The organism is Paenibacillus sp. MCAF9 (assembly GCF_052114265.1).
Taxonomy (GTDB): Bacteria; Bacillota; Bacilli; order Paenibacillales; family Paenibacillaceae; genus Pristimantibacillus.
This window is the reverse complement of the sequence record NZ_JBFREL010000006.1, coordinates 179333-204245: the sequence shown is the minus strand read 5'-3', so window position 1 is coordinate 204245 and position 24913 is coordinate 179333. Positions and strand designations below refer to the sequence as shown.

The window sequence follows — 24913 nt, the reverse complement described above, 5'->3', positions numbered from 1 at the left end:
ATGAGCAAAAGAAAGGGATACCCATAACCGGGTATCCCTTTCTATTTTATTTCCTTGCAGAAATCATAAATCGTTCTGAATTTGTTCTGATTCCTTGTTCGGTTTGGTTGTTTTTAATAAATTGTTGAAGGATTTGAAAATCTGTCTCGGATTGTCCGAAGTTCGGAATAATTGGCGTGTGTTTCAATAGAAAAATGATGTCTTCAGCCGTCTCAAAATAATCGGTTGCGTTGTATTCAAATGACTGAATGTCTGTGAAGCCTGCATCAGCTAACTCCGCAATATATTGATTTTTCAAGACACCTTTTTTTGTGCCAAATGACTGTCCTCTTCCGAATGCCTCTTTAAGGTTGAGCTTATCGTGCTCACTAACCTGTTGGGTAAAAAATACACCATCGTTCACCAATACTTTTGCGATTTCTTTGGCAGAAAAAGCGGAATGTCTGCAAGAGACTACATTGAAAAAGTGGTCAGGAAAATCGAGCTTCTCCGCATCCATTTGTAAAAAGCGTAGATTTGATTTATTTGATTGTTTTACGTTATTTAATGCGGTCTCAATCATGCCTGTGGAAAGATCAATGCCAATTAGAAGCATGGCTGAATCCGCTATTGATAATAATGCTTCTCCGCCGCCAGTGCCGATATCAAGCAAAAGATCAGACTTCTTGCAAGACTGGATGACTTCATCATAAAAATCCCATGCGATTCCTTCTGAGACAGATTTCACTTTGCTGAAATCCCAACCGTTGATTTTCCCGACTTGATCATAAAATTGTTTGTATTCTACTGCATTCATATTTCTTCCACCTTCCAAAGAGGATAATAAAAAACAAATGGATTGCTGCCGATATCCGTTCAAAATTTAGTTTCATGTAGCCAGAAGGACAGACGATCCCCTCTGCAGCTGGTACGCGTTTTATCCAGCCCGGAAACTAATTACTTCGAACCATTCGGAAAGACATTCCATTCACCTCGATTGAAAGATTGTTCTCATTATATGGCAAAGTGAGCTTATCAATCAAGCCATCGTGCAAAATGTGCCGTTCCCATATGGATGGAGGAATCAATGAAACTAAAATAATACAGACGGCCCCTTCATATACATAAATACATGAGGGGGGATTAGAAAATGTGGATGCTCATTCTAATGCTAGTCGGATGTCTCTCAGGTTTTTTTCTGTTCAGGAAAAACACTCTGACCGTCACTAATCAGACAGATCAGAGCGTGCGGAAACTGTCCATTATTATTCCAGCTAGAAATGAAGAATGTAATTTACCACATTTGCTTGAATCCCTTAGGTCGCAAACGGCTCAACCCTTTGAAATTATTGTGGTAGATGATTATTCCGATGATCGAACCAAAGAAATTGCTGAAGGCTATGGGGTCAAAGTTATTTCAAACAGCAGCCTCCCTAAAGGCTGGACAGGTAAGAACTGGGCGGTATGGAATGGATATTTGCATGCCTCTGGTGATATGTTTGTATTTTTAGATGCGGATATAAGACTGGCGCCTAACGCCTTGGCTTCATTAATAAAGGCTAGGGAGCGATCGAAGGGTGTGATTTCAGTTGTTCCTTTTCATCACACCGAGAAGCTATATGAGAAGCTTGCTTTGATTATGAATGTGCTTGGGATATTTGCGTTTACATCGGTCTTTGAAAAGAAAAACCCGATGAAAGGGCTCTATGGCTCCTGCATTGTCGCATTAAGGGAGGATTACGAAAAAATCAATGGCCACGAAAGCGTGAAAGCAGAAGTGCTGGACGATTTGTTTCTAGGCTCCAAATTTATGGCAGCGGGCGTTCCAGTCAATAATTTTATCGGATATGGCTTAGTTTCTTTCCGCATGTATCCTCAAGGCATTCGAAGCGAAATTGAAGGATTTAGCAAAGGGGCGGTGTTAAGCACTTCGACGCTTAGTCCGTGGACGATTATCCCGATAGCTATTTGGGTGGTAGGACTGCTTCTATCGGAAACGGTATATATTTTTGTGAATACTTCATGGGCTTTGCCACTCTTAATCGGTTATTTTGTCTATATGTTTCAATTATTTTACTTCACGAAGTATGTAGGCGCTTTTGGAATCGTTATTCCGCTGCTCCATGTTTTTGCTTCGTTATTTTTTATCATTGTTATGCTTTATTCCATGTATCAGGTGGTTATTCTAGGGCATGTAAGCTGGAAAGGCAGGCAAATCCGGGTAGGGGGCAAGAGGGACCTATGATCATATTATGGATTGCGGGTTCATTTCTATCGGGTTCTCTTATGTTTTCGTATTGGCTTGGTCAGCTCCGCAAAAAAAACATAAAAACGGTTGGCGACGGCAACCCTGGTGCTTTGAATCTTTGGAAGTCATCTGGATATAAATTCGGCGTGGCCGGTATTTTATTGGATTTTTTGAAAGGATACTTGCCAGTGCTTTTTATAATGGGAAGCAGCTATAATGATGGTTATCTAATCGTTCCGCTTGCCATCGCGCCTGTCGCAGGGCATGCCTTTTCTCCTTTCCTGAGAGGGAAGGGCGGCAAAGCTATTGCTGTCACATTTGGTATATGGAGTGCGCTCACGGGGTTCGAGGTTTCTTTGGCTTATGCCGTAATTCTTGCGCTGATGGCTGGTGTGAGCCGTATGTTATACAAAAATAAGCCTAAATCCACCGAGGCGGATGGCTTGCAGGTTGTGGTTGGCATGCTGCTTCTTTCCGTTTATTTGTATATAAGGATGTTCTCGGCTGCCATACTCCTCGTATGGCTTGGAAATTTTGCAATTCTTGTTTATAAGCACAGAGTTGAAATAGGGAAGTCGTGGAAAAAAGCATATGACAAAGGTGTCTAAAATGAAAAAGAGATTGTCTCTTAAGGTGATGCCTTCCGAGACAATCTCTTTAAATATCTTCCCGCCAAACGATCCTTCATTAGGAGTTGTATTTATACTACGAACGAGAATTTTCACGCATAGCGCCCAATACGATATGATATCCATCTAGGTCTTTGATATAAGCGTTTTTAAATTCGTGATTGCCGTGAGCATCAGTAAACGGCTCGACAGCAATATGTCCGCCAAGCCTACGCACTTCCTCGATAATGGAGTCCAAGTCCTCCCAATTAACGTGAATAAATGTGTCCCAACCATAGTCAGGGCCTTCCCATTCCGTTGGGTAGTCTGGACGTTTTTGTGAGCGTGCATTCGGTCGCACATCTTCAGGAGAAGCTGCCTGCTGCAGAATGAAGGTCATGCCGTCTCTTTCGGCATGCCCCCAGTTATCGATATGGCAGCCGAGCACATCACGGTAGTATTCCTGGGATTTCTTTAAGTCTGAGACCAACCGAACTTGAATGGTGTGACCGAATTTTGCTTTTTGACCTGTAGGTGTCGTTGCAGCTTGCTCGCTCATTTTATTTCTCCTTTGTCACCAGAAATTTTATTAAGAATTTTTGACTATATTCGATTATCTACCAATGTTTTCCTGCAAGCTGGTTTGAAAAAGGGATCGGAGTTGTGATTGATCCTGATGGAAACCGAATAGAGAATAAATAGGCGTTATAACATGGTAAAATGAAAAATATAGATTCGAATTCAAGCGGTTGGAAAGGGGGATTTATGGACAACGACGAAACGATTCAAACCATTGTGAACTGTATGGCTGTTACTGGTGAGGATACTTCGATACAAAAAATACAGACGGAGCATCGACTGAAATTAGCACAATTTTGGGGCATAACAAAAGGCAGTAGAGTGCTCGAAATAGGCTGTGGGCAAGGGGATACAACAGCAGTTCTTGCCTTTTTGACTGGAGAAAGCGGCTTTGTTCAAGGGATTGATATTGCTTCCCCTGATTATGGAGCTCCGATCACATTAGGTGAAGCTTATGAGCATTTGAAAAGATCTGAGTTAGGAAATCGACTAGAAATGAACTTTGAGGTTGATGTATTGTCCGATAAGATAAGTTATCCTGATCAATCCTTCGATTTTATTGTATTGTCTCATTGCTCATGGTATTTAGAATCGTTTGAACAATTAACGAGCATTATGGAAAAAGTGAAGAAATGGGGGAAACAGCTTTGTTTTGCTGAATGGGATTTAAATGACATTAGAAGATTATCCACATGAGCTGAAAGCTCTTACCAAAATACCAAGCAAGCTAAAAACGCTCATTAACTTGGAGATTGGTTTACTTCAAGAAGCGGTGAAGCAAGATCATACAAAACCAATGTCGACATTTGCATTGGTTGCACGATAATGTGAATGCTGGAAATGAATATTTATACGTTTGTAACGCTAGCTTGAATATAGATAAAAGTCCAAATCTATAAAACAATCAAATGTCTGGTTACAAAAGATAGAGTTGGTTCATATGTTGTAAGTATCTTCTAGAGGAGGTATTACAAATATGCCAAAAGAAAAGAAAAATGCAAAAAACAGCTCAACAGGCAATCGTAGCGAAGGAAACCGTACAGGCGGTAACCGTACCGTTGGCAACCGCACGAAAGGCAATCGTACAGGAGGAAATCGCACGGGAGGAAACCGTACAGGCGGTAATCGCACGGGAGGAAACCGTACTGGTGGAAACCGTACCGGAGGAAATCGCACGGGAGGAAACCGTACAGGCGGCAATCGCACGGGAGGAAACCGTACTGGTGGAAATCGTACCGGAGGAAACCGCACAGGCGGCTATCCTTTAGGTGACACAGCCCCAGGCAACGAAGTTTAATTGATGCAGATCAAGCTATAGTTTTGTAGAAGCTATGCTTGAACAAGATGGCAGCTCATGACTCTTAGAGAAATGAGCTGCTTTTCTTTTCAAAGATTCATAGGATGCGGCTGAGCGACTCAACCTTTACCCTTGCGCGTCATTTCAGCCAGCTCATCCCATTGCTTATCGGACACCTCTGCTAAGCTGTTGAATTGCCCTGCACCTTGCAGCCACTCGCCGCCATCAATCGTTACAACTTCACCATTCAAATAATGTGCGAAATCCGAAACTAAATAGGCGGCTAAATTAGCTAGTTCTTCTTTATCGCCAACACGTTTTAAGGGGATGCGGCTTATCATCTTCTCCTCAAGCTCAGGAGTGGGAGAGAGGCGAGACCAAGCGCCTTCTGTCGGAAAGGGACCTGGTGCAATCGCAACTTGGCGAATACCGTAAGGTGCCCATTCAACGGCGAGCGATCTTGTAAGCGCAAGAACGCCAGCTTTTGCAGCAGCGGAAGGTACAACATATCCCGAACCGGTAGAAGCATAGGTGGTGACGATGTTCAACATCGTACCGCCTCTTCCTTGTTCAATCCACCGCTTGCCTACCTCCAGAGTCGTATAAAAGGTGCCGTGTAAAACAATATGTAAGATCGTATCTACTGCTCTTGGAGAGAGCCTCTCGGTAGGACTGATGAAATTTCCTGCAGCGTTGTTGACGAGGATATCGATATGTCCAAAATGGTTCTCGACGGCTTCAATCAGCTCATGAACTTGTGATGGATCGCGAACGTCACAGCTTTTGTAGTAAACGGTGCTGGTGGGCAAGCTCATTTCTTCAGCCGATTGCTTCAATACCGCCTCACGGCGGCTGGCAATTGCGAGTTTAGCGCCTAACGCAACAAATTTCTCACCCATGGCGCGTCCAAGTCCGGTCGCTCCTCCCGTTATGAGAACGACCTTTCCTTGCAATAAATCGTTTGTAAATGGTCCCAAATGCACACCCTCCTCTGAATCAGAATGATTCTGTCTGTATATTCATATCAGGGAGTGGTATAGGTTATGTGCAAAATAAAGAATCATTTAGACACTATCCATTCATAACATATCGACTGAGAAATGCCGCCACTTTTTGTTCATAGGTTGTTGTATCCGTACCATAGGACATGCCGTGACCAGCACCCTCGGCGATATAAATATCTTTGTCAGCTTTACAAGCTTCATAAAGCCTCCACACCATTTCTGTAGGTACAAAAGTATCGGCGGAACCATGAATAAAGAACATGGGCAGCTTATTTTTATCCAGCTGCTTGATTGCAGATGCCTCCTCGAAGCTATAACCTGCTTTAAGGCGGGTTAATAAGCTAGTTGCAGGTAAAATCGGAAAAGCAGGCAGCTTGTACATCCGCTTTAGTTGATAAGAGAGCTGATCGGTAACGGACGTATAGCCACAGTCCTCCACAATGGCCTTGACTTGTTTTGGAACGTTTTCACCGCTTACCATCATCACAGTCGCTCCACCCATCGAAATGCCGTGCAGCACGATTTGCACCGATTCACCAAGTTTCTGTAAGACCTCGTCTATCCAAAGGAGATAATCCTTCCGATCTGGCCAGCCGAAGCCGATGTAATCGCCTTCACTATCGCCATGACCTCGATCATCAGGCATAAGCACGTTATACCCAAGCCTGTCATAATAAAATTTAGCGAAGCTGCCCATATCTTTCCCTTGCGAGGAATAGCCGTGTGCAAGAATGACGGTTTTGGACGTCAAAGTTTTAGCTTCAAGGTAATAGCCAACCAAGGAGAGACCGTCACTTGAAGTAAGGTGCCAAATTTCATAAGCTTGTTTTTCTATCCATTCTACTCCTATAGCCTCTACCGGTGTTGGACCAGATTCATCTGCTAATGCAATGGCAGCTTGATCATCCGTTTCCTTTTCTCCGTGAATTTGCGCTAAATCCTGATTATTGCTTAAAAATGCTTTGGAGTTTCGTTTGATTGCCACGTAATAGAAATAATAACTAATCACGGTAAGTAAACCGATAAAAAGGACCGCCAAACCTCCTATTCCAAGTATAATTCTGCTCATCAGCATCGTCATAGTCATTCTTCCTCCAAGTAGGCGGTTATGTGTGAATTTGTGCTATGTCTCTATCATACTGAAGAAAGCTGCTAAAAGGGAGCGAATTGTTGAAGTGATGGTTTGAGTGTGGAGATTATATAGGTATTGCCAGCTTCTTTATGGAATCAATCGTTATTATTGTTTCTTTTCTAATGAAAATCATTCCTTGTCTGCAATATTTCTAGTCTAAGCTCATTAGCTTGCCTTTATCAATGATGTTCATTACCAAAAAATAGTATATACTAGGCTCATATCGTACATATTCGGGTTGATGAGGGGTATAAGAGGCATGGAAATCGTAGAGGCAACCATTTCGTCCATTCAAGCCGCTTTGGAATCTGGCGAGATCACATCTCGCGAACTTGTACTATTTTATTTTGACCGAATTGCAGCGCATGATAAAGATGGACTCACGATAAATTCGGTGCTTGAGCTTAACCCCGATGCTTTATTTATAGCTTCTGCATTAGACAGCGAACGAGCTGTCCAAGGCCCAAGAGGTCCGCTTCACGGCATCCCCATCATGCTCAAGGATAATATTAATACAGGGGATAACATGCATACGAGCGCTGGCTCGCTTGCGCTTGCCAATTCCTATGCGGGAGTAGATGCTTTTATTGTAAAAAGGCTGCGCGAAGCGGGGGCCATTATATTAGGGAAAGTGAATATGACGGAGTTTGCTAACTTTATGACAGATGGAATGCCGTCTGGCTATAGCTCGCGGGGCGGCCAAGTTCTTAATCCTTACAACATATCTACGCCGACAGGCGGATCAAGCGCTGGTTCAGGCGTCGCGGTGGCTTGTAATTTCTGTATGGCTTCGATTGGGACGGAAACCTCAGGATCGATCTTAAATCCCGGCAATTTAAGCTCAACCGTGGGCATTAAGCCGACCGTTGGACTGGTGAGCCGATCAGGCATATTACCACTCTCAAACTCACAGGATACTGCGGGACCAATGGCAAGAACCGTAACGGATGCAGTGATCGTATTAAACGTTATAACGGAGCATGATGACAGGGATGCTGCAATGGGTGCGGGGTACTTTAAAAAACATAAGGATTATCGTGTTTTCCTTGATCCGAAAGGTCTTGAGGGTGCACGAATTGGCATTCCTAGAGATTATTTTTTTGAGGAATTAACGGACGAGCAGCTAGCCATATTTAACGACGCAGTAGAGGTGATGAGAAAACAAGGAGCGGTCATCATTGACCCGGCTGATGTAAGAACTGCTAGGCAAATCGTTTATTCATCGGTAGTGCTGAATGAATTCAAATCCTCGATAAACGCATATTTGTCCAAGCTGCCTCCAAATGGCAAAATTCGCTCGCTCAAGGACATTATTGCTTTTAATAACGAGCATCCGGTTGAAACCTTGAAGTATGGACAGTCCACTCTGCTGCTAGCAGAAACGACGACTTCAGGTACGCAGACTGAGCTTCCTTATCTTCGAGATCGGCTTGCAGATCTCCGTTTATGCAAGGAAGAGGGAATAGATGCGACGATGAAGGAGCATCAGCTTGACGCGCTGCTTTTTCCTGCTGACTTTGGTGCAAGGATAACATCGCGTGCAGGTTATCCATCAATTGTCGTGCCTGCTGGCTATACTTCAAAAGGAGTGCCGTTTGGTGTGACATTCGCTGCGAGAGCTTTCGAGGAGCCGATGCTCATTAAACTCGCTTATGCATACGAGCAGCACAGCAGGGTGAGGCGTCCGCCTTCATTAAAGAGCTTTATTTAATGGGATAGGACGAGATGTCGCATCTCGACTATGTAGCTTTGATGGTGAAATATAAAATAAGAATGAGAAAATGATATACTTTCCTATATTTTTAAAAAAATCCTCTCGACTGTTGGAGTCGGGAGGATTTGTATGCCTTTATAGCGCTATTTCTTCGCTTTAAAGTGAACAACCGCGCTATATAGCATCTTTTCAATTTTAGGATTAAATACAGCATGATGGCTGACGTGGAACACCTCTAGCAGCAAACCTTTATTATTTTCAATTTGCTGATCGATTTTTAGCTCTAGCGTCTTCAAGTCATAGGCTTCAAAAAATTCGATCTTATTTTCAATTAAATCTAATCGGAAGTCCATTTGTTTATCTCCTATAAATAGATTTATAACCTAAACCTATTATACAGAGATATTACTTCGCCCACAAAGCTTCAATTTCTTCAAGTGATTTTCCTTTGGTTTCCGGTACAACACGCCAAGTAAACAAGAAGGCGAGCAAGGCCATGCCGCCATAAATCCAGAACGTAGCGGCAGGTCCTGCAGAGCTAAGCATAGGTGGGAACGACTGTGAAACGAGATAATCCGCTGCCCAGAGCGCCATTGCAGCAATAGCCGTCGCTTTTCCGCGAATACGGTTAGGGAAGATCTCGGACATGATGACCCATACGACCGGCCCAAGCGAAATAGCAAATGAAGCCACATACAATAAAATAAAGATAAGCACGAGTGGACCTGCTGCATGTCCCGTTTGAAAAGCGATGCCTATAACAATCAAACAAATCGTCATGGAAGCCGAACCAACGAGCAGAAGCGCTTTGCGTCCTACTTTATCAATGAGCCAAAGAGCAACGAGGGTGAACAATAAGTTGATAAAGCCGACCAAAATCGTTTGGATCAATGAAGCGTTTGTTCCTGCGCCTGTTGCTTTGAAAATTTCTGGCGCATAATACATGACGGCGTTGATGCCTGTCACCTGTTGGAGCACAGCAAGTCCAACTCCTACAATTAAAGCAATTCGAAGCGCTGGAGAGAATAGCTGCCGAATCGAGCCGCTCTCTTGCTCGAACGAATGCTTAATATCAATCACTTCTTTTTTGGCGAGCTCTTCGCCGTGAATACGCAATAAGATCGGAAGAGCTGCCGCTGCGCGCCCTTGCTTGATCAGCCATCTTGGGCTCTCGGGCACAAAAAATAGCAAAATCAAAAATAACAAACCAGGTATAGCGCCAACTCCGAACATCCAGCGCCAAGCGGAGGCGATGCCCCATGCTTCGTCACCTGAGCCGGAAATCCATAGGTTTACGAAATAAGTAAGAAAGATGCCTGTAACGATGGCGAGTTGGTTAAGTGCAACAAGTCTGCCGCGATATTTTGCAGGTGCAATTTCGGCATTGTAAAGCGGGCACAACGTAGAGGTAATTCCGATTCCGATTCCACCAATAATCCGAGCTACAATAAACGCGGAAAAGGTATCCGGAACAGCTGAGCCAATCGAGCTGATAATAAATAGAGTCGCGGCAGCAATAAGTACCTTTTTACGTCCGAAGCGATCTCCCAAAATACCAGACATAGCCGCGCCGACAATACAGCCAATAATTAAGCTCGATACAGCCCACCCCACTTGAAGCTTAGATAAGTCGAATCGATCCTCCATAAAACCGACAGCACCTGATACGACTGCTGTATCGAATCCGAATAATAATCCGCCAAGAGCGGAAACAATGGAAACAAGCGTCACAAATTTCATGCTTACTTGTTCATTTTTGTTAGTAATCGGCATTTCCATTTCCGTTTCTCCTCTCTGTCAAAAACCTTTCCTGCGTGAAAACGAACTTTATTATAGCATGCAAAAAGAGCGAATCCGCTCGTAAAAACCTGCATTAATGAGTGTTGTTCCCGCATTTATTTTAGACAATGCAAGCACAGGGGAACGAATAAAGAGAACTAGCATTTTGTTGTCATCCCAGCACAAAAAAGTCCATGTCGTTGCAGCATGGACTTTACTTTTTTGCTCATTTTTTTATCCCCGGTAGTCGGAGGGGGGGACGCCGGTCACTTTTTTAAAGACACGGCTGAAATAGTTTGGATCATTATAACCGACCTCAAAGCAAACTTCCTTTAAACTCAGTTTTCCAGTTGCCATTAACGCTTTCGCCTTTTCGATACGAAGGGTAGTGACATATTCGATAAAGGTTGTGCCTACTTGCTGCTTAAATATTTTACTGAAATAGTGTGGGTTTAGATGAACGGATTCGGCTACCTCCTCGAGTGAGAGGTCCTTTGTATAATTATCCTGAATAAAACGTTGTGCGCGGTCAAGCACGGATTGGGTTTGCTGCTCTCGCTGCTCTCGAATGCGCTGCATTGCTGAGATCACATACGCTTCAGGTATAGCTTCCACATGTTCATGCTGCTTGTTATTACGATTCAGTGAAGGGACTGCAACATGTATCAATTCATCAAAGTGGCATATCTTGCCGCATTGCTCATAATAATTGGAGGCAAATACAGCCTCGAAATAGGATTTGCGCAAACCCTCAACACCCGAGCGCGTTTTTCCGATGCCGACTAAGATGTCAACCTCAAGCTGACGTGCTGCGATCGTGCATAGTTCTTCACCTAAAGCGGTTCCGGCTGCCTTCCAATTTGCGTCCACAGCAGATTTATCATGATTGATGAAGATAGCCATATGACGATCAATTAAGGAGCTTACAATACTATTTGTTAAAGATGATTTGATAAAGCTTCTAATCGTTTCGTAAACTTTTTGCTTGGGATTAGCTTTGACATGCTCGGGAAATGCGATCACGATCGCGCAGCCTTGTCCTAGTGGAAAGCCGAGCCATTCTGATAATTGCTCGATATCGGTATTTGTAACATGATCGACCATAAACATCATAGCGAGTTCATTTTCTGCTAAAGGCATGAATTGAGAAACTTTATGCCGCAGCTCTAGTTCGTCCGAGCGTTTCCTCTTCTCCAGCTCGAGTTCCTGTATGAGCTGCTGAAGCGTATGTATGATATGCTCGCGTTTGGCAGGCTTGACTAAATACTCTTTCACTCCGAGAGAAAGGGCTTCTTTGGCATATGCAAAATAATCATAAGCGGTCACCATGACGAACTTCACATCCGGCAAGGTATGCTTGATTTCGCGGATTGCTTCTAAACCTTGAATGCCGGGCATATTGACATCCATAAGTACGATATGGGGGCGATATTCCTCTGCTTTTTCTATCGCGACACGTCCATTCTCGGCGTGGATGATTTGAAAGGTATTCGGAAGCATTCGTTCAATGATCAATTCCAAGCCTTCCCGCTCAAGTGCTTCATCATCCGCGATTAACAGTCGGTACATGTATGTTTTCACCGTCCTCTCTAATAGGTATTCGGATTGTGACTGTCGTTCCGATGCCCCGTTCGCTTTCAATATCGACTAATCCATGTAGACCATAAAATAGTTGGAGGCGCTTAAACACATTTTTTGTGCCAAGGCCTGTTGATTGTTCGGTGAATGCGCCAGCTTCCATTCGGAGCAGCGAATCTCGAATCTCTTCAGTCATACCTCTGCCATTGTCGGAAATGGAGATACGTACATGATGTTGATCATGCTTTATTTCAAGGCGAATCTTCGCTCCATTCTCCATACGTTCAATGCCATGAACAAAGGCGTTTTCTACGATGGGTTGAAGCGTGAGCGCAGGGATGTGATATGACAATACAGATGGGTCGATATCCTTCACCAGCTGAATGCGGTCGCGAAAGCGTGCTTGTTGAATGGTGAAGTACTCCTCTACATGTGCTACCTCATCTCTGAGCGTGACCGCATGCTCCAGATTACGCAAGTTATATCTCAGTAAATTGGACATCGAAATAATGAGATCACTTGTTTTCTCGGCTCCTTCAATGAGCGCTAGCTTGGATAATACATTGAGCGTATTAAAGAGAAAATGCGGATTAATTTGGCTTTGCAGCGCTTGCAGCTCTAATTCCTTAACGAGTCGATCCTTCTCCAGGCTTTCTTTATCCCGCTCCATCAATTCGAAGAGGTCGCTCGACATTTGCTCGAATGCGCCTGATAATACGCCAAGCTCATCCTTGGCTTGCAGCTCGTTTGAGCTTTGCTTTAGATGTCCCTTGGAGATCTGCTTCGCACGTGAGACAAGACTGCTTACAGGTCCAGTAATGCTGCGTGAAATCCATATGGCAAGTAAAATGCTCAGCAGGGTGTTCGTTATGAAGACGGCGGCACCGAGCAAATACATGCGTTTATTTTCTGCATGAATCTGTTCATATACAGGTTCATAAATGTTTAACTCCAATTCAACCAGCTGCTGGCTGTCCTCTTGTATGAAGCTGGCTGTCCTTTCCGCATTCTCGTATTGAGTGAGCGACACCTTCGACCTTTCGGCAGAAGCTGCAGTGAAAGCGTCTTGCTGCTGCTCCAAAAAAGTATCTAACAGATGAACGTAGCTAGTAATAGTGGAGGAAGATATGGAAACATTCGACTTTTCTTGGAGCAGCAAGCGCAGATCCTGAAGTTCCACTCGACTATGATCATATCGCTTTTTTTTGCTTTCGTCTGGATTAAGCAAATAGCTATGCAGCGTACTTAAGTTGTTATCTACAACCTTGGAGGACTGGTTGTACAAAAGGATACGTTCGATCATTTGATTATAGCTTTGCTGAACCATCTTTCCACTTTGAAATAAAAAGAACGTAACCAAATTAATGAGGAGAACGAGTAATGGGATGAAAATGAGCAGCTTAGTCCGAATAGTCATGGGCTGGTTTCTCCATTTTCTTGAACGAAGGGCTTCTGGCCTTGTACCGATATTTTCGTAAAATGCTGCACAGGAAGCTCCTTGCCATGGAGGTAATCGTTCAACTGCGATACAGCTTCATTGCCCATGTCGTAAGGCTGCTGGACAATGGTTGAATGGATGATTCCACTGCGAATAAGCTCCAAAGTTTCATCGAGCGCATCAAATGCAAAAATTTGCAGACCTTTTGGCCGAATGCGTTCAGTGGCCTCCGCGATGCCGATCGCATCGAGTGCGCTTAATCCGACCATTACATTCAGCTGTGGATAGTGCTGAAGCAGTTCCTCTGTTTCACCTGATGCTTGGAGGCGTGAAATGTTTGAGGAGCGCACCTCGACAAGATTCAGCTCGGGGTAACGTGAAATAACCTCTCGAAATCCAGCAAGCCGCAGCTGCTGATTTGGGGCTTGCTCGTTTCCGATTAAAGCGGCGATTTGCCCATGATTTCCAGCCGCTTCGGCAACCAATTCACCCATAACTTTGCCTGCATCGAAATTGTTTGTGCCGACATAAGAGAGCCTGCGGCTGTTCGGAGCATCTGTATCAATCGTTAAGACAGGAATGCCATAGCTAATCGCTTTATTAATTAATCCGATATACTGCGGGTCATTAAGCCCTTGTACGAGCAGCGCATCAGCTTTGGCTGCAATAGCTTTCTCCAGCAGCTTCATTTGCTCCGTGGGATTAATGCGAAACGGTCCTGTATATTCAAGCTCCATCCCAAATTCAACCGCTGCATCTTTTGCACCTCGTTCAATTGATCGCCAATATGGATTATCGATTTCTTGGGAGATGAGGACAATGTGATAAGGAGGTTTCTGGCTTATCTCGCTTGAGAGAATTGACTGCAGCAGATCCTTTATCCGAAGCGTGGAGAGAAAGAAGCTTAGCAGAAGACTGGAAAATACAATAAACAGAATGGCAATGCCTATGTTCCATTTACGATTAGACATTATACAACTCCCTTACTGCGTCCATTTATATCGGATTATTATACAAGAACAGGCGAATAATCAAAAGCTGCAGCGAAAATGAGCGATATTGAAGCTATACAACATACAACTAAATCATTATAATTTAGTAAAATTACGGAAAAAGAAAGGGGTTTATTATGGAGCATCAACCGCCTAATGCCCAAAGCAATCTACATAACCAATTACATGATCCAGACAGTCTTCCTCAGAGAATATGGAAGTTCAAGCTGCATTACTTGATCGTCATTCCCGCTCTTATGCTCATATTGATTTTTAAGCTGCTTCCATTTGCTAACGGTATAATTCTATCGGTCGTCGACTACAAAGTTTTTGTTGGCCTATTTGAGAGTTCTTGGGTAGGCTTTAATCATTTTGCCCAATTGTTTAACGATGAGAACTTCCGAAGGGTAATTGTAAATACATTTATTATTAAAACGGGTTATACACTGGCTAGCGGATGTATCGCATTCCTTTTGGCGCTTGCTCTGAGCAATATTCGTTACAAGTGGTTGAGAGGGCTGTTCTCGTCTTTATTTCTTATTCCTTTTTTCATTCCTTCTATTGTTTTTGTGTATATTTTCATTTATATACTGTCGATAAGCACATCTCCTTTTCTAACCTCTGGGACGCTGATTTTGGGGGATGAGACATTATTTCGACCGATCATTGTATTCGTTGAAGTGTTAAAAACATGCGGTATTCCGATCATCATCGCGCTTGCAGCTATAGCCTCGAAGCATGCTTCAGTGAACCGGCAAGAAACAGGGCTTGCAGGCTTCGGGAATAGCTACCTTGTAATGAATGTGATTCCAGCACTGAAAGCGGTAGCCGCTTTTATGGTGCTGCAGCTGTCTACCATCATGTCCACGGACTATGAGCTCATTAGAAGCTTGCTGAATCCCTTGGTATCGAAGACAGGAGAGACGCTTGACGCTTATATTTTTCAACTAGGTTTTTTGATGATGAACGTAAGTACTTCCGCTGCTGCGGGCATTTTTCAGTTTGCGGTTCAACTGCTCTTTACGATCATCGCTTATTTCATTGTAAAAAGACTGTTTTTAAAGCAATTATTCAGTAATCACACTGGTACAGCTGACATTAAAACAACGAATAATGGACGCAGCATAATTGGGATTGTGACAGCTTGCTTATATTCAATCGTTGTCATTTTTTTACTGTATATGCTGTTCATCTATCCGTTTACTGGAACCGGAGAAGCAAGGCAATCGGTGTGGAGCTTCATATCGTTCTGGAACGTTTTTTCTTATTCAGTCGTTAACTTTGTTGCTGTAATTATATTTTTATTGATGACTGTCACACTGGCTTATCCGCTGACTGTCAAACATTTGCCAGGGCGCAGCTGGTATAGGTTGTTTCTGCTTATCGTCATTTCGATGGGAAGCGGGATGATTAATGAGTACCTATTCGTTCGGAGCCTGGAAATGGTCAATACGATTATTCCGCAAATGATATTCGGCTTTTTTAATTTAGCGGCGGTTTTTGTTCTCAAAAGTATTTTCAACAGTAGATACGCCGACTTAAAGACTGAGGCCGAGCTATCGGGAAATGGGGAACTGCATACGTTTTTCACTCTGTTTATCCCAAAAATATGGAAGCCACTGCTTGCGCTTGGCGTGCTCCATTTCGTCGTATTATGGAACTCATACTTACCAGCGTTAATTTATATTTCTAATATGGAGCTGCAAACACCGATAATGAAATTAGTACAGTTAGCAAGCTCAGGAGGAGAAATGGACAGTACATTAATGCTGCAGCTTGGAGCATTGACAAGCCTGCCGTCAGTTATGTTATTTCTTATATTCCGGAGATGGCTGACTTCCGAGATATTTATCGGTCAGATCAGAAAGCTTTAGCATTATATTTGGAGGGAGCTTGGCTAAGGCCAGCTTCCTTTTTTTGATATCAATGAGGATTCACCATATATTAGAGTAACTTAATAGTTAACTATATAATAGGTTTATCACGGGTTTTCAAAGTAATAGTTGACAAACAAGTTAATGAAGACGTATTCTTGTTACGAAATGGTTGTTATTTCAGTTTATTATTAACTTTTTAATTAATCTTATGAACGTCATCAAAATATCAATGGAGAGGCAGTGTGATTAATAATGTCTTTAAATACGGTACATGCATCACAAGTGAACATCCCTCGAGCTGAGTATCCTCGGCCAGATTGGCAGCGCTCGGAATGGTTGAATTTGAATGGAGCATGGTCCTTTGAATTTGATCATGAGAATCGTGGCATCGATGCAGATTGGCAAAAATCGAAGGGTCAATCCTTAAAGTCGGAAATCACTGTTCCTTTCTCCTGGTCAAGCCCGTTGTCGGGAATCGGAAGCAATGATAAAGGAATCGCTTGGTACGATAAGGAAGTGGATTGGACACCAGAACTAGCTGATGCGCGAGTAATCCTTCGCTTTGGAGCGGTCGATTTTAAGTCCGACGTATGGGTAAATGGGATCTCCATTGGTTCGCATGAAGGCGGATATGGCCATTTCGAATTTGATGTAACAGACGTATGGTCAATCGACAGCACAAACTCGATTACGGTTCGTGTTGAAGATTTTGATCATTCATTCCAAGGCCGTGGTAAGCAAGGTTATGGAGAAATCCGCGGCATTTGGCAGCCCGTATGGCTGGAGGCTCGTCCTCAAAACTATGTACAGGATTCGAAGTTTAATACAAAATTGGACGGTACAATACAAGTTACGACTAGAGTGACAGCAAGCCGCGCAGGTCATGCTCAGCTTTCCTTCTTGTTTGCAGAGGGTGCGGTATCACATCAATTCGAAGCGGAGCTGACAGAAGGAGCAAATACGATCAGCACTTCATTCGTAGTGGCAGATCCTAAGCTGTGGAGTCCAGAATCTCCTTTCTTATATGAAGGCGAAGTTTCCCTGTCCAGCAATGGTCAGACGGATGTTATAAGCACTTATTTCGGTATTCGTGAAATTTCAACTGCACTTGTAGGCGATCGGAATTATCGCTGGATTACGTTAAATGGCAAACCTATTTATTTGAATGGAACGTTGGATCAATCCTTCCATCCAACCGGATTTTTCACGTACCCGTCCGATCAAGAAATGCATGATGAAATTTTCCTTTTAAAACGTTTGGGCTTGAACTTTGTTCGGATTCACATTAAGCCGGAAGAGCCGCGCAAGCTTTACTGGGCCGACAAACTTGGAATCCTCGTAATGGAGGATATGCCATGCTTCTGGGGGGACCCGGATGAGCAGGCACGGCTTGCTTACGAGAGTGAAGCGCGTGAAATTATTGATCGTGACTACAATCACCCGTCGATTTTCTCTTGGGTCATGTTTAATGAGACATGGGGCTTGAAAACGGAAAGTGAATCCGCTTCGCTTACAACAGACGCGTCACATCCGCAAAATTATTTGCCGCAAACGCAGGAGTGGGTTCGTTCCATCTATCGTTGGGCCAAACAGGTTGATCCAACCCGTATAGTTGAAGATAACTCACCATGTAACTATGATCATGTGGAGTCTGATATTAACACTTGGCATTTCTACATTAATGGCTACAATGAGCTGCGCAACCATGTAACAGAGGTCGTTGATAAAACGTTCGTAGGTTCTACCTTTAACTATACTGCGGGCAATGTACAATCAGATGCACCATTAATGAACAGCGAATGCGGCAATGTATGGGGGATCGAAGGCGGAGCAGGAGATAGCGACTTAGCCTGGCATTACCGCTATATGATGAATGAATTCCGCCGTCATGATAAAATGTGCGGTTTCGTATTTACGGAGTTCCGCGATGTTGTAAATGAGTTTAACGGTTATTACCGTTTGGACGGCACCGACAAGCATTTTGGCTATGAGTGGTTCGTTCCCGGCATGACGATCGCAGATTTGCACTCGCCAGATTTTATCGTTATTGATGCACCTCCTTGTCAAACGCTGGATACAGGTGCACAGGTTACATTGGAGCTTTTGCGTTCCAGCTTCTCGGATCGTTATCATGGTCAAGCGCTTCAGCTGGCGTGGGAGCTGTCGTATGATCATTTTGGTGTACGTACTGTCGCACAATCAGGACACGAAATCATTGACTGGAATGGATTCGGCGTGAGTGCATTGCAGCCGCTTTCCTTGAAAATGCCTCAGCAGGATGCGGTTGCGGTAATTGCAGTACGTCTCTTGTCTTCCGATGGCAAAACGATTACACGCAACTTCGTTACTTTCGACGTTCGCAGCGGTCAAACCAATGGGAAATATGAGGTTGACGGCCAAACGATAAGCGTACCGGTTGCAAGCTTCACCGATAGCGAGTGGCCGCATAGCTGGAATTCGTTGCAGAATCAGAAAGTGAATGGCGGAATTGCAGGACAATTTACGTATGATGTACAGCTGCCATCCATTTCGGAGCAAACGATGATTTATGATATTGAACTGTTTTTTGAAGCGGGCTCCAAGCGTCTGCTAAAACGTGATCTTGAGGAAAGCATTCAGAAAAAGCTGGACATTTCCTTTATGCATGGTGCGTTGTCAGATCCTGAGTACAACATAAACTCATATTTTATGACGGATTCGGATCGCCATGAAGCTAAGTTGAATGTTCTCATTGATGGACAGCTAGTTGATACGATTGTGTTGACAGATGATCCAGCGGATAGCCGTGGCGTTCTGTCTTGGCACTATCAAGCGGTTTCTAACAAGCTGGAGGATGCAGGCTCATACGGCTATCTCTGCAAGGTCATTTTGCCTAGTGCGCTGACTGCTAAGCTGAACCAAAATCGCAGCTTTAAGCTTCAGCTCGAAGCTGAACAAGGCGGTTTGACGCTTTACGGACGCAATGCTGGTCGTTATCCGATCGATATTATCGTTCACCATAGAGGTTAATTCATGAAGTGTAATCCGTTATTTGCTACTCCGTCCATGATGATTTATGATTAGAAAAGTTACGAATTTGTTAACGGATCTGTTGAAAATAATCGAATGGGATCTTGTAAAATAGAGGGAGTAGACAAAGAGGGGGTACATATAGATGAACGTTCCTGCAGGTGTTTGGATTTTTTCGGGTATTATCGTTGTATTACTCACATGGCTGACACTTTGGGTTACAAAAAAAGCCTATTCGAAAAAATGGGATGAATCGGATCATTAGTTGTAATGATAAACTAAACTTTAGATAAGATTAGATGGAAGGAAAGACTCTTTAGCTACGCGGCTGAAGAGTCTTTTTTGTGTAAGTAGAGACTAATCATCCTATGTATTTCAAGCTATAAAGGAAAGCTGGCATTCTTTTTAATATAAAGCTGTGCCCGTTTTGCAAGGCGAATGATTATAAAAAAGATAAACTGTTTGCGTTGTGCCTACTTTATAGTATTTTAAAATAGAAATTCTTTTATAGGGGGTAAATAGGATGTCTTTATTTTCTCAAACAATAACTGACTTTTGGAAGGCGCCATTTTTGAATGGAGATGTCCTGTATAGCGATGATGTTTTTACTGTCGCCACTAACGATGACCTGAGCGAAGATCGTCGGGTCATGTTGCTGGAAAGCTCCGACGGCCGAGTAATGGCGATCCTAACAGCTGCATTGGCCGAAAAGATTGGTCTTTATCAAGGACAAGACCTGTCTGAGTCGACCTTTCGCCGGAAATTGAAAGAAGCGGGAGTAGCTTTGCATGGTGCGGATTATCTTTTTTATTTTTCAGAAGCCGATAAGTACAAATTACTGCAAGAAAACCAGGATGGTGTCTTGCGACAGTTAACAGTGCAAGATGATTTAATCTTCTCCGAGTTCCAGTCATTAGCCTCGGAACAAGATTTGGATGACGCTTATGTGGAATTAGATCACTGGGCAGTGTTCGGATCTTTTGAGCAAAAACGCCTGGCCAGCGCCGCCAGCATGTATCCTTGGGAGAATGTGCAAATAGCGGATCTTGGCGTACTGACTTTGACGTCTTTTAGAGGAAAAGGTCATGCCCGCAAAGTAGTGCGTACAATAAGTAAATACGCCTATAGTCAGGGATACGAACCCCAGTACCGATGCCAACTCGATAATCAGGCTTCTACGTCGCTGGCTAAAGCGGCGGGTTTGACGCTGTTTGGAAAGTGGGAAGTGATTTCTCCAGAATCGATTGTCTGATAATGCGCCAGATGATGTCTGCGCGGAAAACTTGACACGACACCTTTTGGTGTCCTATAATCGATGTGACTCCAAAAGGTGTCTTAATAAGCTGTAATGTCGTTTAATAGGCAGCATTACAGTAAATAATAATGAAAAGGTGGGGGTGGTTTTGAACGATAAAGGTCAAATGAGGGATGTTTACGACGCTGTTGCCGATCCAACAAGGCGAAAACTAATTCAATTGTTGGCAGAAGTTGAAGACTTGCCCCTACATGAGATAACGGTTCATTTTCAAATGGGTCGAACAGCGGTTTCCAAGCATTTGGCAATCCTGAAAGATGCCGATCTTGTCATTGCTCAAAAGGTTGGAAGAGAAACGAGATATCGATTGAATGCTAATCCGTTGAAAGAAATTAAAGATTGGGTATCATTTTACGAAGGATTCTGGAATGAAAGAATAGATAAATTAAAACTTATATTGGAGGAAAAAAAATGAAACCAGATGTATCATTAGATTATCAATTTACAAGCTCAATCGACCAAGTGTGGAATGCTTTAACGGATTCGGATACGCTTGCGAAATGGATTTGGAATAATGATTTTGAACCAGTCGTTGGACATAAATTTCAGTTCAAAACGGAGCCTTCCGAATGGTGGAACGGCATTGTAGATTGCGAAGTGCTTATAGTGGACGAGCCTCATACCTTATCTTACACTTGGATAAGTGCCGGAGAAAATACGACAATTACATGGACTTTGAAAGAAGGTTCAGATGGAACGGTTCACCTGCACCTCGACCAAACTGGATTTAGTGAAGAAACAAAATCCCGTCCGGGAGCAATTGAAGGAGCTAAATCTGCTTGGACTTACAAGGGCGATCAGCTTGGAAAAGTGTTAGCCGAACTATAATATGATTTTTCAACTTTCATGATGCAAGTTATTCAACACCAAACTTAATTCATCGTTTTATACAAATAAATCATTTTTTAAAAATAGGGCGCAATTCCGCAGTAAGAATTGTGCTCTTTCTTTTTCATAAGATGCCTTTTGAAATCATCTTAAATGAGCAAACATAGCAGGTTGGCTGTAGAAGCTTGCTTTTATCATATACAGAGACAAATTTTTAGAGATTGGAGAGGAGATCACAATGAAAATAAAGCAATTAATTGCGAACAATATTAACAAATTAGATGAAGTACTGCCAGTAGATAAATCGTTAGGCATAGCTGGTTTATCTGGATCTGGAAAAACAACTTTTTCTCAAACCATTGGTGAAGAATCGAAGAAACGTCTCGTTTCCTTATTGCCAAAGGCGGAGTATCAGTATCTATTTCCTAATATTATGGAAACCAATTTCAGTGCCATTAAGATGGAGGAAATGCCGCTTGTCCTTTTTCTAGGACGATCATCCATTTCTTCAAATCCTCGTTCAACTATTGGTACGCATACTGGCGTGTTTACTGAAATTCGAGTTGCACTTGCTGAAAAGTATAATCTTTCTCCAGAAGTTTTTTCATTTAATAATGAATTAGGCTGGTGTCCAGACTGTAAAGGCCGCGGAACAACTAAAAATATCGAATGTATAAAATGTATGGGGAAACGTTACAATCAAGAAGTTGAACAATATAAATTTGAGTTATTGGATCAAGCACAGAGTATATCGGACATCAACGACTTCAGTGTGGAAACAATTTACTCACTAGCAGAAGTTCTAAAGCTTAGTGAAGGTAAACAAAACATTTTAAAAAATATAATCAATATGAATATCGGTTACTTAACGTTAAATCGGATTATGGGAACATTGTCAGGTGGAGAAGTAACTCGGCTCTACTTGGCTGAATTTATGGCTACAAGTGAGAATACGGTTATTATCATCGACGAAATTTCCGTAGGTCTTGATCATCAAACGTTATTGAAGATTTTAGCTGAGATTAAACAATTAGGGTTTAAAAATCAAATATGGCTCATTGACCATTCTGACACGGTGCTGGACACAGCGGATAAGCATTTGTTTTTTGGCCCTGGCAGCGGTAAATACGGCGGAAAAATAGTGGAAGAATCACCACGTCCAAAGCCAATCCACGGGGAACGAAACGAGGCAGCACCAACAGAATATTATCAATTTCTTGATCTTCACTGCCGGAATATTCAAATCAGTGAAATTCAGATTCCTAAAAATAGACTTGTCACTTTTACAGGCGAGTCAGGCTGTGGCAAATCCACACTTGTTAATGAGTGCATGTCCAAGGATTTTGTAAAGCGCTATCCGAAGGATAAGCTGGTTATGGTTGGGCAGGATCGTAACCAATCAATCACTAGCCGGTCAACCGTTGCCACTTTTCTAGATATTAAAAAGAAGCTTACAAAATATAGCGATGATATTGATGATATTTTTCAGCGCTCGATTGAAGATATTATTGTTGAGCTGCCAAATGAAGACATCGCTCATAAACGCTTGAGCTTATTGATCAAGCTAGGACTTGGTTATTTGACGTTGGAGAGAAAAACACAATCCTTATCTACGGGTGAATTTCAATGTGTTCATTTAGTTTCTGAGTTGTTTGCGGGCTCCAGAAACCCGAATACGCTATTTATTTTTGACGAGCCTTCAAAAGGGTTATCACAAAATATTTTGAATCAATTCATTGATAGTGTGAGGGTCATTCTACAGGATGAATCCGTCTCCATGATCATGATTGAGCATAATTCGTATATGCTGGAAAGCTCTGATTTTATCGTTGATTTTGGCAAAAGACAGCATGCACCCGTGGAGCATCTTGATGTTGTCAGTCATGATGATTATTACAGGGAACAAAACCATGAAGATAAAGCTGCTCCTTTCCATATTCCTTCAACACTAGATCAAAAAAATGGCGTTAATTATTTAAAAGAAAACCAGATTGCCTATTTTAAAAATGCGGAAAACGTTTATAAAGGCGGCATCTTAAAAAGTTTATCATCAATGGCTCGTCTCATTTATGGTGAATATGAATCAGATACCATTGCACCCGTCATCGCCATTGATTTGGAACGCCACTTGTACAGCCAATATACTTTTCTCTACGAAATTGGCGGCTTAATCAACCATATTGTGGCGGCACATCCAACCAATAAAGATACGAATAGCTTCGATTTCTATAATCAAGGCAATCATTGCCCATGCTGCTCTGGCCGCCGTGTAATTGAAAAATTTGATTTTGATATTGTTATTCAGGACAAAACCGCGCCATTCTGGGATGGCTTATTGCATCCAGATGTGATGGATATTTTGAAGTTTTATCAATTCCCAAAAATAAAATTTATTTTTGAAGAGATTAAAAATGAGCTCGGCCAGGATATAAGCAAAAGTTATGCAGAGATGACAGACGCAGAAAAGCATACTTTTTTGTACGGATATTGGGAAAAGTCATTCTATGATAAAGTAGGCAAGGCATCAAGGACTTGGGAAGGCTTTAATCACATCATTGGGATGTATATGGTGGTATCGAAATCGGAGATTAAAGAGCGTATAAAAGAATCCAAAAAGTTGATTACTTGCCCAATTTGTCAAGGAACGGTATTAAAGCATCATAAAAAGCTAAAGTTTGGCGAGACGGATATTCGTGAGATTATTCAGCAGCCTCTTGATCAAGTCATTAAAACCGTTGGAAATCTAAAGGTTCTAGACAAAATGAAAGCGATTGTCGGGGGCGATATGGTTTTGACAGAAGAGGTTTCTCTATTGCCTAGGGAGACGCAAGCTGCGTTGAAAATGCTTGAACTAGAGGTCGCGAGCTTTTCCCACTATGAAATGGTCTTGCAAAATGTGCTGCCGTTCTGGGGCCGTATCAGCAACAGTATCGAATCCATCAGTATTAATAATCGGATCACCGTCTGTGATTTTGCCAATATCACCGAAACGAGAGAAACGATCATTGATAAGTATTTCACCAATGGTAAATACAAAAAACTGACCTATGTCTATGAAGCGTTTGGTTACAAAAAAATTGTTACCTTAATAAATAAAATTAAAGCCAGCCAGCCATGTCCATTCTGCAAAGGGAAAAGAGTAATTTCGGAAGATGGCCTACACGATGGCGTGTTTAAATTATCGGTACCATGTGTTAGCTGTTATGCAAGTGGCATCAATGATGAAGGGCTTAAGGAAATTGTTGAAGGCATAGACGTGCAAACATGGCTGACAGGCAAAGTAAGTGATGTTGTTAAAGACAGCTCAAATATTGAGGCGGTAGCTGATATTCCAATTTTCAATCGCATTCGTGAGTTGAATAAACAAGAAATGATGGCTGTTTACCAATTCCTTGAGCAAAGCTAGATGTCAAACACTGAAAGAACTCATTTGCAATCCTAAATTGCAGATGAGTTTTTTTGTTATGCTGAAGGTTGTATAATAACTTTGGGAAATCGTGTATAATGTGGGTATTATTTTAGAAGGGGATGCCATT

The 24913-nt window shown here is 42.6% G+C and carries 20 protein-coding genes; 11 read left to right on the top strand and 9 right to left on the bottom strand.

What is annotated here, in order from left to right; genetic code table 11:
• Nucleotides 1-46: 46 nt before the first annotated feature.
• Nucleotides 47-796 carry a class I SAM-dependent methyltransferase gene (locus AB4Z45_RS13190; protein WP_441909752.1) on the bottom strand — a complete coding sequence of 250 codons (750 nt, stop codon included), beginning with the start codon at nt 794-796 and terminating at the stop codon, nt 47-49.
• Between the two features lie 333 nt (nt 797-1129).
• Between AB4Z45_RS13190 and AB4Z45_RS13185 the strand changes: the two genes are divergently transcribed.
• Together AB4Z45_RS13185 and AB4Z45_RS13180 are read left to right on the top strand one after the other, a co-directional pair.
• Complete coding sequence (locus AB4Z45_RS13185) at nt 1130-2224, top strand: glycosyltransferase (RefSeq protein WP_441909750.1); 1095 nt, start codon at nt 1130-1132, stop codon at nt 2222-2224.
• Nucleotides 2221-2835 carry a glycerol-3-phosphate acyltransferase gene (locus tag AB4Z45_RS13180; RefSeq protein WP_441909748.1) on the top strand — a complete coding sequence of 205 codons (615 nt, stop codon included), beginning with the start codon at nt 2221-2223 and terminating at the stop codon, nt 2833-2835. The genes AB4Z45_RS13185 and AB4Z45_RS13180 overlap by 4 nt, the downstream gene beginning before the upstream one ends.
• A 97-nt stretch (nt 2836-2932) precedes the next feature.
• Here AB4Z45_RS13180 and AB4Z45_RS13175 read toward each other — a convergent pair whose 3' ends face one another.
• Nucleotides 2933-3394, bottom strand: a complete 462-nt coding sequence (locus AB4Z45_RS13175) for a VOC family protein (RefSeq protein WP_441909747.1) — start codon at nt 3392-3394, stop codon at nt 2933-2935.
• Between the two features lie 206 nt (nt 3395-3600).
• On the opposite strand from AB4Z45_RS13175, the gene AB4Z45_RS13170 reads away from it, so the two are divergent.
• Both AB4Z45_RS13170 and AB4Z45_RS13165 read left to right on the top strand, forming a co-directional pair.
• The gene (locus tag AB4Z45_RS13170) at nt 3601-4110 is read left to right on the top strand and encodes a class I SAM-dependent methyltransferase (RefSeq protein WP_441909746.1); all 510 of its coding nucleotides are present in this window, start codon (nt 3601-3603) and stop codon (nt 4108-4110) included.
• Nucleotides 4111-4390: 280 nt separating this feature from the next.
• Nucleotides 4391-4711, top strand: a complete 321-nt coding sequence (locus tag AB4Z45_RS13165) for a hypothetical protein (protein ID WP_441909744.1) — start codon at nt 4391-4393, stop codon at nt 4709-4711.
• Between the two features lie 119 nt (nt 4712-4830).
• On the opposite strand, the gene AB4Z45_RS13160 is transcribed toward AB4Z45_RS13165, so the two are convergent.
• A complete protein-coding gene (locus tag AB4Z45_RS13160) occupies nt 4831-5688 on the bottom strand; it encodes an SDR family oxidoreductase (RefSeq protein WP_441909743.1) in 858 nt (285 codons plus the stop codon).
• 94 nt (nt 5689-5782) lie between these two features.
• Complete coding sequence (locus AB4Z45_RS13155) at nt 5783-6796, bottom strand: alpha/beta hydrolase (protein WP_441909742.1); 1014 nt, start codon at nt 6794-6796, stop codon at nt 5783-5785.
• 310 nt (nt 6797-7106) lie between these two features.
• Here AB4Z45_RS13155 and AB4Z45_RS13150 point away from each other — a divergent pair, with 310 nt between their 5' ends.
• On the top strand, nt 7107-8558 hold the full coding sequence (locus tag AB4Z45_RS13150; protein WP_441909740.1) for an amidase family protein: 1452 nt from the start codon (nt 7107-7109) through the stop codon (nt 8556-8558).
• A gap of 146 nt (nt 8559-8704) precedes the next feature.
• Here AB4Z45_RS13150 and AB4Z45_RS13145 read toward each other — a convergent pair whose 3' ends face one another.
• The 5 genes from AB4Z45_RS13145 to AB4Z45_RS13125 form a co-directional block, all read right to left on the bottom strand.
• Nucleotides 8705-8914 (bottom strand): YrzA family protein, encoded by a 210-nt coding sequence (locus tag AB4Z45_RS13145; RefSeq protein ID WP_076268099.1) that lies wholly within the window; start codon nt 8912-8914, stop codon nt 8705-8707.
• A gap of 52 nt (nt 8915-8966) precedes the next feature.
• Nucleotides 8967-10340, bottom strand: coding sequence for a sugar porter family MFS transporter (locus AB4Z45_RS13140; RefSeq protein WP_441909739.1), 1374 nt, complete (start codon nt 10338-10340; stop codon nt 8967-8969).
• 234 nt (nt 10341-10574) lie between these two features.
• On the bottom strand, nt 10575-11909 hold the full coding sequence (locus AB4Z45_RS13135) for a response regulator transcription factor (RefSeq protein ID WP_441909738.1): 1335 nt from the start codon (nt 11907-11909) through the stop codon (nt 10575-10577).
• On the bottom strand, nt 11884-13335 hold the full coding sequence (locus AB4Z45_RS13130) for a sensor histidine kinase (RefSeq protein WP_441909736.1): 1452 nt from the start codon (nt 13333-13335) through the stop codon (nt 11884-11886). Before AB4Z45_RS13130 ends, AB4Z45_RS13135 begins: the two co-directional genes overlap by 26 nt.
• Nucleotides 13332-14327 (bottom strand): sugar-binding protein, encoded by a 996-nt coding sequence (locus tag AB4Z45_RS13125; RefSeq protein ID WP_441909734.1) that lies wholly within the window; start codon nt 14325-14327, stop codon nt 13332-13334. Before AB4Z45_RS13125 ends, AB4Z45_RS13130 begins: the two co-directional genes overlap by 4 nt.
• Nucleotides 14328-14485: 158 nt before the next feature.
• Between AB4Z45_RS13125 and AB4Z45_RS13120 the strand changes: the two genes are divergently transcribed.
• The 6 genes from AB4Z45_RS13120 to AB4Z45_RS13095 all read left to right on the top strand — a co-directional run bounded on the left by AB4Z45_RS13120 (nt 14486) and on the right by AB4Z45_RS13095 (nt 24783).
• Entirely contained in the window at nt 14486-16222 is a 1737-nt protein-coding gene (locus AB4Z45_RS13120) for a hypothetical protein (RefSeq protein ID WP_441909732.1), read from the top strand.
• A 255-nt stretch (nt 16223-16477) separates the two neighbouring features.
• Nucleotides 16478-19234 carry a glycoside hydrolase family 2 protein gene (locus tag AB4Z45_RS13115; RefSeq protein WP_441909730.1) on the top strand — a complete coding sequence of 919 codons (2757 nt, stop codon included), beginning with the start codon at nt 16478-16480 and terminating at the stop codon, nt 19232-19234.
• Nucleotides 19235-19757: 523 nt separating this feature from the next.
• Nucleotides 19758-20486 carry a GNAT family N-acetyltransferase gene (locus AB4Z45_RS13110; protein WP_441909728.1) on the top strand — a complete coding sequence of 243 codons (729 nt, stop codon included), beginning with the start codon at nt 19758-19760 and terminating at the stop codon, nt 20484-20486.
• 169 nt (nt 20487-20655) lie between these two features.
• Nucleotides 20656-20964, top strand: coding sequence for an ArsR/SmtB family transcription factor (locus AB4Z45_RS13105; RefSeq protein WP_372238995.1), 309 nt, complete (start codon nt 20656-20658; stop codon nt 20962-20964).
• Complete coding sequence (locus AB4Z45_RS13100) at nt 20961-21377, top strand: SRPBCC family protein (RefSeq protein ID WP_441909727.1); 417 nt, start codon at nt 20961-20963, stop codon at nt 21375-21377. The genes AB4Z45_RS13105 and AB4Z45_RS13100 overlap by 4 nt, the downstream gene beginning before the upstream one ends.
• 238 nt (nt 21378-21615) lie before the next feature.
• Nucleotides 21616-24783 (top strand): ATP-binding cassette domain-containing protein, encoded by a 3168-nt coding sequence (locus AB4Z45_RS13095; RefSeq protein ID WP_441909725.1) that lies wholly within the window; start codon nt 21616-21618, stop codon nt 24781-24783.
• Nucleotides 24784-24913: the final 130 nt, after the last annotated feature.